General features: G+C 73.6%; 12 protein-coding genes and 1 riboswitch. Of the genes, 5 read left to right on the top strand and 7 right to left on the bottom strand.

Going from position 1 to position 12162, the window contains the following annotated elements; genetic code table 11:
- Positions 1–206: 206 nt before the first annotated feature.
- The 3 genes from ACH5AR_RS29065 to thrC all read right to left on the bottom strand — a co-directional run bounded on the left by ACH5AR_RS29065 (position 207) and on the right by thrC (position 2543).
- Positions 207–410 carry a cold-shock protein gene (locus ACH5AR_RS29065; RefSeq protein WP_030289665.1) on the bottom strand — a complete coding sequence of 68 codons (204 nt, stop codon included), beginning with the start codon at positions 408–410 and terminating at the stop codon, positions 207–209.
- 538 nt (positions 411–948) lie between these two features.
- Positions 949–1227 carry a MoaD/ThiS family protein gene (locus tag ACH5AR_RS29060; protein WP_396304494.1) on the bottom strand — a complete coding sequence of 93 codons (279 nt, stop codon included), beginning with the start codon at positions 1225–1227 and terminating at the stop codon, positions 949–951.
- Positions 1228–1262: 35 nt separating this feature from the next.
- Positions 1263–2543: a threonine synthase gene (gene thrC, locus ACH5AR_RS29055; protein ID WP_396304493.1), complete on the bottom strand. Its 1281-nt coding sequence runs from the start codon at positions 2541–2543 to the stop codon at positions 1263–1265.
- Between the two features lie 16 nt (positions 2544–2559).
- A riboswitch (SAM riboswitch) is annotated at positions 2560–2695 on the bottom strand.
- Positions 2696–2806: 111 nt separating this feature from the next.
- Here thrC and ACH5AR_RS29050 point away from each other — a divergent pair.
- Both ACH5AR_RS29050 and ACH5AR_RS29045 read left to right on the top strand, forming a co-directional pair.
- On the top strand, positions 2807–3844 hold the full coding sequence (locus ACH5AR_RS29050) for a glucosyl-3-phosphoglycerate synthase (RefSeq protein ID WP_396304492.1): 1038 nt from the start codon (positions 2807–2809) through the stop codon (positions 3842–3844).
- 49 nt (positions 3845–3893) lie between these two features.
- A complete protein-coding gene (locus ACH5AR_RS29045) occupies positions 3894–5360 on the top strand; it encodes a trehalose-6-phosphate synthase (protein WP_396304491.1) in 1467 nt (488 codons plus the stop codon).
- Here the strand turns inward: ACH5AR_RS29045 and otsB are convergent.
- Together otsB and ACH5AR_RS29035 are read right to left on the bottom strand one after the other, a co-directional pair.
- Positions 5347–6183, bottom strand: coding sequence for a trehalose-phosphatase (otsB, locus tag ACH5AR_RS29040; RefSeq protein WP_396304490.1), 837 nt, complete (start codon positions 6181–6183; stop codon positions 5347–5349). The two genes, ACH5AR_RS29045 and otsB, sit on opposite strands and share 14 nt — an antisense overlap.
- A 425-nt stretch (positions 6184–6608) precedes the next feature.
- Complete coding sequence (locus ACH5AR_RS29035) at positions 6609–6836, bottom strand: DUF3263 domain-containing protein (protein WP_396304489.1); 228 nt, start codon at positions 6834–6836, stop codon at positions 6609–6611.
- A 102-nt stretch (positions 6837–6938) separates the two neighbouring features.
- Between ACH5AR_RS29035 and ACH5AR_RS29030 the strand changes: the two genes are divergently transcribed.
- A complete protein-coding gene (locus ACH5AR_RS29030; protein ID WP_396304488.1) occupies positions 6939–7283 on the top strand; it encodes a cupin domain-containing protein in 345 nt (114 codons plus the stop codon).
- A 41-nt stretch (positions 7284–7324) separates the two neighbouring features.
- On the opposite strand, the gene ACH5AR_RS29025 is transcribed toward ACH5AR_RS29030, so the two are convergent.
- Positions 7325–8605 (bottom strand): extracellular solute-binding protein, encoded by a 1281-nt coding sequence (locus ACH5AR_RS29025; RefSeq protein ID WP_396304487.1) that lies wholly within the window; start codon positions 8603–8605, stop codon positions 7325–7327.
- A gap of 338 nt (positions 8606–8943) precedes the next feature.
- Here ACH5AR_RS29025 and ACH5AR_RS29020 point away from each other — a divergent pair, with 338 nt between their 5' ends.
- Both ACH5AR_RS29020 and nagA read left to right on the top strand, forming a co-directional pair.
- The gene (locus tag ACH5AR_RS29020) at positions 8944–9891 is read left to right on the top strand and encodes an ROK family protein (protein ID WP_396304486.1); all 948 of its coding nucleotides are present in this window, start codon (positions 8944–8946) and stop codon (positions 9889–9891) included.
- On the top strand, positions 9888–11069 hold the full coding sequence (gene nagA / locus ACH5AR_RS29015; RefSeq protein ID WP_396304485.1) for an N-acetylglucosamine-6-phosphate deacetylase: 1182 nt from the start codon (positions 9888–9890) through the stop codon (positions 11067–11069). Before ACH5AR_RS29020 ends, nagA begins: the two co-directional genes overlap by 4 nt.
- Positions 11070–11133: 64 nt before the next feature.
- Here the strand turns inward: nagA and ACH5AR_RS29010 are convergent, their stop codons facing one another.
- Positions 11134–12159, bottom strand: coding sequence for a hypothetical protein (locus ACH5AR_RS29010; RefSeq protein WP_396304484.1), 1026 nt, complete (start codon positions 12157–12159; stop codon positions 11134–11136).
- Between the last annotated feature and the right edge of the window lie 3 nt (positions 12160–12162).

The following is a 12162-nucleotide window of genomic DNA, read 5'->3' as shown; positions in this document are numbered from 1 at the left end:
CGCTGTCACTCTCACACTGTGAGTGCTAACGCCAATGATTAGCACTCCGGGTGGTCGAGTGCAAGCCCAATCGGCGATCCGCGAGCCGACGCCGGGGTCCGCCGGGGAACGCCGACGGGCCCGCGCGACGCGTGTCGCACGGGCCCGTCGAGAAGCGAGTGGTCACCAGCCGAAGGGCCGCGCCGAGCTCCTGGAGCCGGAAGGGGTCAGACCGCCGCGCGGACCATGTCCGCCTGCGGGCCCTTCTGTCCCTGGGAGATCTCGAACTCGACCCGCTGGCCCTCCTCGAGGGTGCGGTAGCCGTCCATCTGGATCGCGCTGTAGTGGACGAAGACGTCCGCACCACCGTCGACCGCGATGAAGCCGTAGCCCTTCTCCGCGTTGAACCACTTGACGGTGCCCTGAGCCATTCCGAACTCCCCTAGTGCTGTGCTGGCCCTTCACGTGCCCGCAGGTCGCGGGCCCGGGTTGGTTGAAGGCCGGCCCGGGGAACCCCCCCTGGGCGCAGCCGTGCACGCCGCAACCCTCCGCACGGACCGCCGGGCGGCTTCCGGTGAGCGGGTGATTGCGTCGACCGCCGCTGAATGTATCCGGATCGACGCCCTCTGCAACAGGGCCAGCCGCCGGTAATTCCGCTCCGGCGTCAGGGGACAGGACGGGCCGAATCGGAATAATCTCGGCATTCCACGCGGGACATAGCGGACGAATTACTCAAACGTCCGCAGGAATTCTGACATCTGCCTGACATGTTTCACGCGCCGCTCCGCGCGGCCGGACACCCCCGGGCCGAGCACTGCGGGGGCCGAAAGGGAATCCCTGTTCCCAGCCGAGCCACACTCTACTCCGACTCCACCGGGAAATATTCCGGCCGGAATGCACGCGGTCGCCCGCGCATACGGGAAGCGGAATTCCGTACGCGCGGGCGACCGCGGGTTACCGGCGCCGGGCTCAGCAGCCGCCGGCGACCGCCGGGATGATCGAGATGCTGGCGCCGTCCCTGATCTCGGTCGCCAGGCCCTCGGCGAAGCGCACGTCGTCGTCGTTCACGTAGACGTTGACGAAGCGGCGCAGCTTGCCGGTGTCGTCCAGGATGCGGGCCGAGATGCCCGCGTGGTTCTTCTCCAGGTCGGCGACGACCTCGGCCAGGGTGGCACCCTCGGCGGTCACCTCGGCGGCACCGCCGGTGTAGGTGCGCAGGATGGTGGGGATGCGGACGTTGGCGCTCATGACTCTCCTTGCGGGGGCGGGGCCTATCGGGTGGTTCAGGCGGACACGAGGCCGGCGGCGCGGAACGAGTCCAGCGTCGGGCGGATGACGGCGGTCATCCCGGCGTCGGAGACGGCGTCCAGCGTCTTCAGGCCGTCGCCGGTGTTGATCGCGACGGTCTCCTTCGACGGGTCCAGTTGGCCGGTCTCGACCAGCTTCTTCAGCACGCCGACGGTCACCCCGCCCGCGGTCTCGGCGAAGATGCCCTCGGTCCGCGCCAGCAGCCGGATCGCCGCCACGACCTCGGCGTCCGTGACGTCCTCCACCGCGCCGCCGGTGCGGCGGGCGATGTCCAGCACGTACGGGCCGTCGGCCGGGTTGCCGATCGCCAGCGACTTGGCGATGGTGTCCGGCTTGACCGGCTTGATGACGTCCCGGCCGGCCTTGAACGCGGCCGACACCGGCGAGCAGCCCTCGGCCTGGGCGCCGAAGATCCGGTACGGCCGGTCCTCGACCAGCCCGAGCCTGACCAGCTCCTGGAGGCCCTTGTCGATCTTCGTCAGCTGCGAGCCCGAGGCGATCGGGATCACGATCTGCTCCGGCAGCCGCCAGCCGAGCTGCTCGCAGATCTCGTACGCCAGCGTCTTCGAGCCCTCGCCGTAGTACGGCCGCAGGTTCACGTTGACGAAGCCCCAGCCCTCGCCGGCCGGGTCGCCGATCAGCTCCGAGCAGAAGCGGTTCACGTCGTCGTAGTTGCCCTCGATGCCGACCAGCTCGCCGCCGTACACCCCGGCCATGACGACCTTGCCCTGCTCCAGGTCGTGCGGGATGAACACGCAGGACCGGAACCCCGCGCGGGCCGCCGCCGCTCCCACCGCGCCGGCCAGGTTGCCGGTGGAGGAGCAGGACAGCGTGGTGTAGCCGAACGCCCGGGCCGCCTCGATCGCGCAGGCGACCACCCGGTCCTTGAACGAGTGGGTCGGGTTCCCGGAGTCGTCCTTGACGTGCAGCCGGGCGGTGAACCCGAGCTCCCGGCCCAGGTTGTCCGCCTTCACCAGCGGGGTCCACCCGGGGTTCAGGTTCGGCTTGGACGCGACGTCGGCCGGCACCGGCAGCAGCGGCGCGTACCGCCAGATGGAGGCCGGACCGGCCTCGATCCGCCGGCGCAGCTCCTCGGCGCCCTCGCTGCCGAACTCGTAGGCGATCTCCAGCGGGCCGAAGCACTCCAGGCAGGCGAAGCTGGGGCCGAGCGGGAAGCGGGTACCGCACTCGCGACAGGACAGCGCGGCGGCCGGGCCGAGGTCGACGGAAACGGGTGTGGCGGTGTCGATAGCCATGATGGCGAGGCCTCTCTCCTCATCTTCCCCGTGGCGCGGTCGCGACACGGGCCGGAATTGGCACCTGTCCCGCCGGGGCCTGTCGTCGACAGCCGCGCGAGAAGGTTGCCGGGACGTCAACGGGCCGTTCCCTCAGTCCCTCTGGATGAGCTTGTGAAATTGTGGTGGTGCGCAACGGAGACCCCGGCGTGCAAAGGTCCGACCGCTGTACGAAGACTGTATCCGAAGGCGTCAACCCTGAACGGGACCGTCCGCCACGCGAGATGGCCCGTCCCACCGACCTCGCCGAGGAGACCTCCGTGCCCGCCGAACCGACCCCCGAGCTCCTCCCGCAGGCGGCGTCCTGGCTGCGCCGCCGCTCCTGGAGCGCGGCCGACCGGCCGGTGCGCACCCTCCTCGCCGCCAAGGAGCGCACCGGCCGCACGGTCAGCGTGGTCCTCCCCGCCCTGGACGAGGAGGCCACCGTCGGCGACATCGTCCGCACCGTCCGCCGCGAGCTGATGGACCGCCTCCCGCTCGTCGACGAACTCGTCGTCGTCGACTCCGGCTCCACCGACGCCACCGCCGCCGTCGCCGCCGGGGCCGGCGCCCGGGTGGAGCACCGCGACCTGATCCTCCCCCGGCTGCCCGCCGTGCCCGGCAAGGGCGAGGTGCTCTGGCGCTCGCTGCTCGTCACCCGCGGCGACATCGTCTGCTTCGTCGACGCCGACCTGCGCGAGTTCGACCCGGCCTTCGTCTCCGGGATCGTCGGCCCGCTGCTCACCGACGAGTCCATCCAACTGGTCAAGGCCATGTACGACCGCCCGCTGGAGTCCGACGGCGCCGTGCTGCCGGCCGGCGGCGGCCGGGTCACCGAACTCGTCGCCCGCCCCCTGCTCAACCTCCACTGGCCCGAGCTGGCCGGCTTCGTCCAGCCCCTCGGCGGCGAGTACGCGGCCCGCCGCTCACTGCTCGAACGGCTGCCCTTCCCCACCGGCTACGGCGTCGAGCTCGGCCTGCTGGTCGACGCCCTGGAACTGGTCGGCCTGGACGCCCTGGCCCAGGTGGACGTCGGGGTCCGGCACCACCGCCACCAGGACGGCCAGGCGCTCGGCCGGATGGCCGCCACCATCTACCGGACGGCCCTGGAGCGCCTCGACCGCACCCACCGGCTCAAGGCCTCCGCCGACCTCGTCCACCCCCACCTCACCCAGTTCACCCGCGACCCGCGGACCCGCGCCTTCACCGCCCACACCCACCCGGTGACCGCCCTCGAACGCCCCCCGATGCACACCGTCCCCGAATACGCGACCCGCCACTGAGAGGCCCGGACGGGGTTTGCCACCCCGGGCCCCCGGCAACATCCCAACCATGGGCGATCACACGACCAACCGTTCGAGCGCGACCGGCACCGCCCCCGTCCTGGTGGCATCCAACCGGGGACCGGTGTCCTTCAGCACCACCGCGGACGGCACGCTGACCATGCGGCGCGGGGGCGGCGGCCTGGTCTCCGGCCTGTCCGCCATCGAGGACCCGAACGCCGTCTGGGTCTGCGCCGCCCTCGGCGACGCCGACCGCAGAGCGGCCGCCGAGGCCCCGCACGGCCGCCTCGACCTGGCCGGCCACGAGGTCGGCGGCCAGGCCGTGCGCATGCTGGACATCGACCCGCAAACCTTCGCCCGCGCCTACAACGGCGTCGCCAACTCCACCCTCTGGTTCGTCCACCACCTGCTCTACGCGACGCCCACCGCCCCCTCCTTCGACGCGGACTTCCGCACCGAGTGGGCCGCCTACCGGGCCTACAACGAGGCCTTCGCCGAGGCCCTCGCCGCCGAGGCGGCCCCGGACGCCGCCGTCCTCGTCCAGGACTACCACCTCTCGCTGGCCCCGGCCCTGCTCCGCGAGGCCCGCCCCGACCTGCGGATCGGCCACTTCTCGCACACCCCCTGGGCCCCGCCCGAGTACTACCGGCTGCTGCCCGACGACGTCGCCGAGGCCGTCCTCACCGGCATCCTCGGCGCCGACCGGGCCGGCTTCCTCACCGAGCGCTGGGCCCGCGCCTTCGCCGACTGCTGCGCGTCCGTCCTCGGTGCGACCGTCGACCACGAGGCGCTCACCGTCACCCACCGCGGCCGCACCACCGCCCTCGGCGTCCACGCCCTCGGCGCCGACGCCGACTTCCTGCGCGAGCGCGCCCACCGCCCCGACGTCGACGAACGCCTCGCCGCCCTCCGCGCGGCCGTCGGCGACCGGCGCACCATCGTCCGGGTCGACCGCACCGAGCTGAGCAAGAACATCGTCCGCGGCCTCCAGGCCTACCGGCACCTGCTCCGCACCCGCCCCGAGTGGCACGACCGGGTGGTGCACATCGCCTTCGCCTACCCCTCCCGCACCGACCTCGCCGAGTACCGGAACTACACCGCCGCCGTCCAGGACCTGGCCGCCGCCATCAACGCCGAGTTCGCCACCGCCACCTGGCAGCCGCTGATCCTGCACGTCGACGACGACTTCCCGCGCTCCCTGGCCGCCTACCGCCTCGCCGACGTGGCGCTCGTCAACCCGATCCGGGACGGCATGAACCTGGTCGCCAAGGAGGTCCCGGTGGTCTCCGACCACGGCTGCGCCCTGGTCCTCTCCCGCGAGGCGGGCGCCCACGCGGAGCTCGCGGACGACGCCCTCAGCGTCAACCCGTACGACGTCATCGCCACCGCCGACGCGCTCCACGCCGGCCTGGCCATGAGCCGGGAGGAGCGCGCCGACCGCACCAAGCGCCTCGCCGCCGCGGCCACCGCCCTCCCCCCGCAGCAGTGGTTCCTGGACCAGCTCAACGCCCTGTGAGCTCGTCCCCGAGCGCCGTCAGCAGCTCCACCACGCCCTCCGGCCCGCCCACGACCAGGTCCGCCCGGTCGGCCAGCTCGCGCACCGGCGCGTCCCCCACCGCGCCGGCGCACACCAGCAGCCCGGCCAGCCCCTGCGCCCGCTGCTCCTCCACCGCCGCGAAGGCCGCCACGTCCCCCAGGTCGTCCCCCGCGTAGAGCACCGACCGCGCCCCGCGCTCCCGCAGGAACCCGGTCAGCGCCGCCCCCTTGTCCACCCCCGGCGGGCGCAGCTCCAGCACCAGCCGCCCGGGCTCCACCACGAGTCCGTGCGCGGCCGCCAGCTCCCCCACCGGCGCGCGCAGCAACTCCAGCACCCGCTCCGGTTCCGCCGTACGGCGGGTGTGCACCGCCACCGAGCGCCCCTTGTCCTCCACCCACGTCCCCTCGGGCGCCCCCACCCGCTCCAGCACCCCCGGCAACGCGGCCCGCGCCCCCGCCACCCCCGGGTGCACCTCCGGCGCCGAGACCACCCCGGCCTCCCAGCGCTCGGCCCCGTAGTGCCCCAGCACCACCAGCCCCGGCACCCCGGCGAAACCCCCGTACTCCGCCGCCACCCCCGCCGGCCGCCCCGTCACCACCACGGCCCGCACCACCGGCGCCAGCCGCCGCAACGCCCCCACCACCCCCGGATGCGCCCTCGCCCGCCCGGGATCCGCCACGATCGGCGCCAACGTCCCGTCGAAGTCCAACCCGATCACGGCATCCCCGGGCGCCGCCAGGATCGCCCGCAACCCGTCCCGCCCCGCCTCGGTACCCGGCACCACCATCTCGTCAAAACCCATACCGCCCCCCTACCCCGGAGCACCCCCATCACCCCTCCCCCAGCCCCGCTCCCACCCCACCCCTCCCCGCTCCCACCCCACCCCTCCCCGCTCCCACCCCACCCCTCCCCCCCTCCTCCCCCCTCCCCTCCCCTCCCCAGCCACGTTCCCGCCCCTCCCCCTCTGGCGAGAGGGACGCGCTGCGGAAGGGGGCGGCGCAGGGGGTGGGTGCGGAGAGGGGCGTGACGGGTGATTTTCAGACTGCCCACGCCACCGGGCGCCCCACCCACAGCACCGGCAGTCTGAAAATCATCCAGCCCCCGGAGCCCCCCCCCCCCCCCCCCCCCCCCCCCCCCCCCCCCCCCGCCCCCCCCACACCCCCCCCCCCCCCCCCCCCCCCCCCCCCCCCCCCCCCCCCCCGCCACCCACCCTCCCGAGAGCCCCCGTCAACGAGCCGCCCGCCGGGCCTCCCGCACCCGCCGCAACCGGTTCACCAGCACCGGCGCGTGCGCCAGCGCCTCCTCCCGGTCCAGCAGCCCGTTCAGCACCTGGTAGTACCGGGTGGAGGAGAGCCCCAGCTCCTCCCGGATCGCCCGCTCCTTGGCCCCCGCCGTACGCCACTGCCGCCCCTCCAGCGCCAGCACCGCCCGCTCCCGCTCGCTCAGCTCGCCCACCGGAAACACCTCCGTCCACCACTACGGAGTGTCATTCTCCCGCCCGACCCCGACACACACTGCTCGCCCCACCGCTCCCCGGCGCCGACTACCGTCACCCCCATGACCACGCCCAGCTTCGCCCTGCACGTCCCGACCGCCGACCTCGACCCCGACCCGCTCGACCCGGCCCGGATCGTCTCCGGCACCCCCGAGGTCACCGGCAGGGTGCTCTCCGACGACGGCCGCCACCTGCGCGGCCTCTGGCAGATCACCCCCGGCGTGGTCACCGACGTCGAGGCGGACGAGATGTTCGTGGTGCTCAGCGGCCGGGCCACCATCGAGATCGAGGGCGGCCCGACCCTGGAGGTCGGCCCCGGCGACTGCGCGGTGCTGCGCGAGGGCGACCGCACCACCTGGACGGTCCACGAGACCCTCCGCAAGGCGTACGCCATCACGCTCCCCTGACGGCCGGCCGGCCCGCACCGGGGCCGCCCGGGCCCCGGTGCCTACTTGCGGACCTTCGCCGCCTCCCGCACCGCCGCGTCCTGCAGCCCCCCGAGCACCTGCTTCGGGTCCCCCGTCACCGCCTGCCCGATCCCCGCCTTGATCCCGTTGCTGACCTCGCCCCAGGCCGGATCGCCGAACGGGTAGAAGCTCGCGTTGGTCAGCCCGACGGCGAACTGCTTGAGGTCCTCGTGCTTCGGGTCCGAGGACATCTGCGCGAACGCGTCCTGGGTGACCGGCAGCAGGTTGTACTGCTCGTCGAACTTCAGCTGGTTGTCCTTGCCGTACACGAAGGACAGGAACTTCTTGATCTCGTTCTTGTGCCCGTTGGCCTTGAACGCCATCATCCAGTCCGCGACCCCGAGGCTCCCGGTGCGCCCGATGCCGTCCTTCTTCGGGATCGGCGCCGTCCCGAACTCGATCTTCCCGGCGGTCGCCATCCGCAGCAGGGTCGGGTGCCCGTTCAGCATCGCGACCTTCCCGGCGGCGAAGTCCTGGAACACCGGGGTGCGGTTCATCCTGCCCGGGTCCGGGTACGTCAGCCCGGTGGCCACCAGGTTGTTCTTCAGCCAGCCGAAGGTCGCCTGGTTCTGGGCGCTGTCGATGGTGTAGTTGCCGACGTCGTCGGAGATGCTGCCGCCGCCGCTCAGCGTCCACAGCATCGACTCGGCCGGCGCCTCCTCCGGCCCCAGCGGCAGCCCGTACGGGGTCACCCCCGGCACCTTGGCCTTGATCTTCTCGGCGTCCTGCCGCAGCTCGTTCCAGGTGGCCGGCGGCTGGGCGATCCCGGCCTGGCGGAACATCGCCTTGTTGTAGAAGAGCACCCGGGACGAGGAGACGAACGGGATCCCGTACTGCGTCCCGAGCACCTGTCCGGCGTGGGCGAAGGTGTCCAGGAAGCGGGCCTGGGTCTCCACCGAGAGCACGTCGGAGGCCGGGTACAGCCGGTCCGCCGCGACCTGGTCCGCGAAGCCGCCGGTCTGGAGCAGGTCCGGCGACTTGCCGGCCGCGATCATGTCCTCGACCTTCTTGCCGATGTCGGTCCAGCTGTCCACCTCGACGCTGACCCTGATCCCGGGGTTGGCCGCCTCGAAGTCCCGGGCGACGGCGTCCCAGTAGTGCTGGGAGTTGGTCTCGGGGCTCTCCCCGTAGTCGGCCGCGACCAGCTTGAGGGTGACCGGTCCGTCGTCCTGCCCGCCGCAGGCACTGACCGCGGTGAGGACCAGTGCTCCGGCCAGCGCGCCGCCGAGCACACGGGTGGGAACGTGGACGCGCCTGTTCAACGCGGGTACCGCCTTCGGGGGGATGGAACGGAGGGTGAACAACGGCCGGAAGGGGGGAATCCGGCAGGGGACGCGCAACACTGCCAAACCCTCCGCCCACCGGTCCACACCACCGGCCCGGGCCGCCCCAGTAGTTACCGAAGTGCTCGGCGTCATTGCACAATGCGCAACAAAACCCCCGCGCACCCCGCCCCGCACCCGCTCCGCCCCCCGGCCCCGCACCCCGGCGCAAAGCCCCGCACACCCCCGCAGCTGCGACAAAGCTCACCCAGTATGGACCAGACCAATCCGACAACTGGACTAGACCTCTTAGACCCGACCAAGGGAAACTGTCCCCCGTGAAGCACGTCATCGCACTCGATGTAGGCGGCACCGGCATGAAGGCCGCGCTGCTCGCCCAGGACGGCTCCGTGCTGTTCGAGGCACGCCGACCGACCGGGCGGGAGCACGGCACGGACGCCGTCGTCGCCGCCATCCTCGACTTCGCCACCGACCTGGCGGACGAAGGCCGCAACCGCTTCGGCGTCGGCCCGCTCGCGGCCGGTGTGGCCGTCCCGGGCACGATCGACGAGAAGAACGGGATCGCGGTCTTCTCCGCCAACCTCGGCTGGCGCGAGCTTCCGCTGCGCCGGCTGCTCGGCGAGCGCCTGTCCGGGCCGGACGGCGGCGCGATGCCGGTGGCCCTCGGCCACGACGTGCGCTCCGGCGGCCTGGCCGAGGGCCGGCTCGGAGCCGGCCGCGGCGTCGACCGCTTCCTGTTCGTCGCCCTCGGCACCGGCATCGCCGGCGCGATCGGCATCGACGGCCGGATCGAGGCCGGCGCGCACGGCTACGGCGGCGAGATCGGCCACGTCGTGGTCCGCCCGGGCGGCCCGCAGTGCGGCTGCGGCGCCCGCGGCTGCCTGGAGACGCTGGCCTCCGCCTCCGCCGTCTCCCGCGCCTGGGCCGAGGCCAGCGGCGACCCCGACGCCGACGCGGCATCCTGCGCCGCCGCGGTGGACGCCGGGGACGACCGCGCCCTCGCGGTCTGGCAGCGGGCGGTCGACGCCCTGGCGGACGGCGTCGTGCTGGCCCAGAGCCTGCTCGACCCGTCCACCGTGATCGTCGGCGGCGGGCTGGCCGAGGCCGGCGACACGCTCTTCACCCCGCTGCGCGCGGCGGTCACCGGGCGACTGACCTTCCAGATGCCCCCGAAGGTCGTACCCGCCATGCTCAAAGACACCGCCGCGTCCCTCGGCGCGGGCCTGCTCGCCTGGGATCTGCTCTCGATGGAGGTGACCGCGTGACCACCGCGGACCGTGACCGTACTGTCCTGGCCGGAGCCCGGCTGGTCCTGCCCGGCGGCGTCGTCGAGGGCGACCGCCTCAGCGTCGAGGGCGAGCGCATCGCCGGCCTCGGCGGCGACACCGAGCCCGGCGACCTCGACCTGACCGGGTACACCGTCGTCCCCGGCTTCGTCGACCTGCACGTCCACGGCGGCGGCGGCGCCTCGTACGCCTCCGGCATCGCCGAGGAGGCGCTGCTGGCCGCCCGCACCCACCTGGAGCACGGCACCACCACCACGGTGGCCTCCACCGTCACCGGCGAGATCGACGAGGTCGCCCGCCAGGCGCACGTCCTCTCCGAACTCGTCGAGGACGGCGTCCTGGCCGGCATCCACTTCGAGGGCCCGTTCATCTCCCACAACCGCTGCGGCGCCCACCGCCCCGACCTGCTGCGCGACCCCGACCCGGCGCTGGTGCGCAAGCTGGTCGACGCCGCGCGCGGCCACGCCAGGATGGTCACCCTGGCGCCCGAGCTGCCCGGCGGGCTGGACTCGGTCCGGATGCTCGCCGACCTCGGCGTGATCGCCGCCGTCGGCCACACCGACTCCGACTACGCCACCACCCTGGAGGCGATCGAGGCCGGCGCCACCGTCGCCACCCACCTGTTCAACGCCATGCCCGGCATCGCCCACCGCGCCCCGGGGCCGATCGTGGCGCTGCTCGAGGACGAACGGGTCACCGTCGAGCTGATCAACGACGGCGTGCACCTGCACCCCTCCGTACTGGACCTCGCCTACGGCACCGCCGGCGCGAACCGGGTCGCCCTGATCACCGACGCGATGGGCGCGGCCGGCATGGGTGACGGCCTCTACCCGCTCGGCCCGCTCCAGGTCGAGGTCAGGGACGGCGTGGCCCGGCTGGTCGAGGGCGGCGCGATCGCCGGCTCCACCCTGACCCTGGACGTGGCGTTCAAGCGCTCGGTCACCGTCAACGGGCTGAGCCTGGAGCAGGCCGTCGAGTCGCTGTCCGCGACCCCGGCCCGGCTGCTCGGCCTGAGCGACTCGGTCGGCTCGCTGGAGGCCGGCAAGCTCGCCGACCTGGTCGTGGTCGACTCCGCGAGCTACGACCTGGCCGCCGTGATGCGCCGCGGCCGCTGGGTGCTCGGCGGCGACAAGTTCCCCGCCGTCACGTCCGCCTGAACGACGCCGACGGCCGCCCGTCCCCGCGCGGGGACGGGCGGCCGCGGTGCGTCCGGGGGCGGGCTCAGCCGCCGTAGGGCTCGACGGTGATCTGGTCGACCAGGACCGAGCCGGACGGCAGGCTGAGGGTCACCGAGTTCGAGCCGGCCTGGAACTGCGGCAGTATCCAGGTGTTGTACCAGGCCGACGCCTGGTCCTTGGGAGCCGGCCCGTAGACCTTGTAGGTCACGCCGCTCGGCCAGTCCTTGCCGTTCACCGCGGCGCCGCCCTTGAGCTCCGCGCCGGAGTAGTTGTAGTGCACGGACAGCTTGTACGTCCCGGCGGTGGCGATCTCGCCCGTCCAGGTCACCGAACCGCCCGGCTGGAGCGTCAGGTAGCTGCCGTCGGCGGACTTGGCGCCCTTGACGCTGTTGCCGGAGGGCGCGTTCTGCCCCTGGAGCTGGCCCGCGTCCACGGTGGTCGGGCCGGAGATGGCGCTCGCGCTCGCCGAGGCGGGGGCGGTCGGAGCGGTGCTGGCCGGCGCCGGGTTGCCGGTGACCGGCGGGGCGGCGGTGGTGGTGCCGCCCTTGGCGCCCCTGTCGCCGTCCGGATCCCCGGTGGACAGGGCTATGCCCGCCCCGATCGCTATCGCCGCGACCACGGCGACCGCACCGATCACCGCACCCTTGCTCCGGCCGCTGCTGCGCGGCTCCTCGCCCGGCTGCGGCCGGGAGTGCTCCGCGTAGCGCGTCTGCTGGGTGGGCGCGGCACCGTACTCGGGCTGCTGCACCGGCCCGGGCTGGCCGTACGGGGCCTGCGGCTGACCGCCCTGGTACCCCTGCGGCGGCATGCCCTGCTGGCCGTACGGCTGCTGCGGCTGCTGGGCCCGCCCCGGCGGGTAGTGCTGGCCGTACTGCGCGCGCCCGACCTCCATCGGGCGGCTGTACGGGGTGCGCGGGACGCCCTGCTGCGGCTCGGCCGACTGCCCGGTGGAACCGTCGGCCGGACGGTACAGGTAGCCGAACGGGTCGTCGTCCTGCGGGGCACCGCCCCCCTGGCCCTCGGGCGCTCCGTTGCTGCCGGCGCTCGTCACGGTGGTCTGCTCCCCCATCCG

Origin of the sequence: Kitasatospora sp. NPDC018619 (assembly GCF_044391605.1) — a bacterium.
Taxonomy (GTDB): domain Bacteria; phylum Actinomycetota; class Actinomycetes; order Streptomycetales; family Streptomycetaceae; genus Kitasatospora.
The sequence above is the reverse complement of the archived record's forward strand: the minus strand, read 5'-3'. Positions and strand labels throughout refer to the sequence as shown.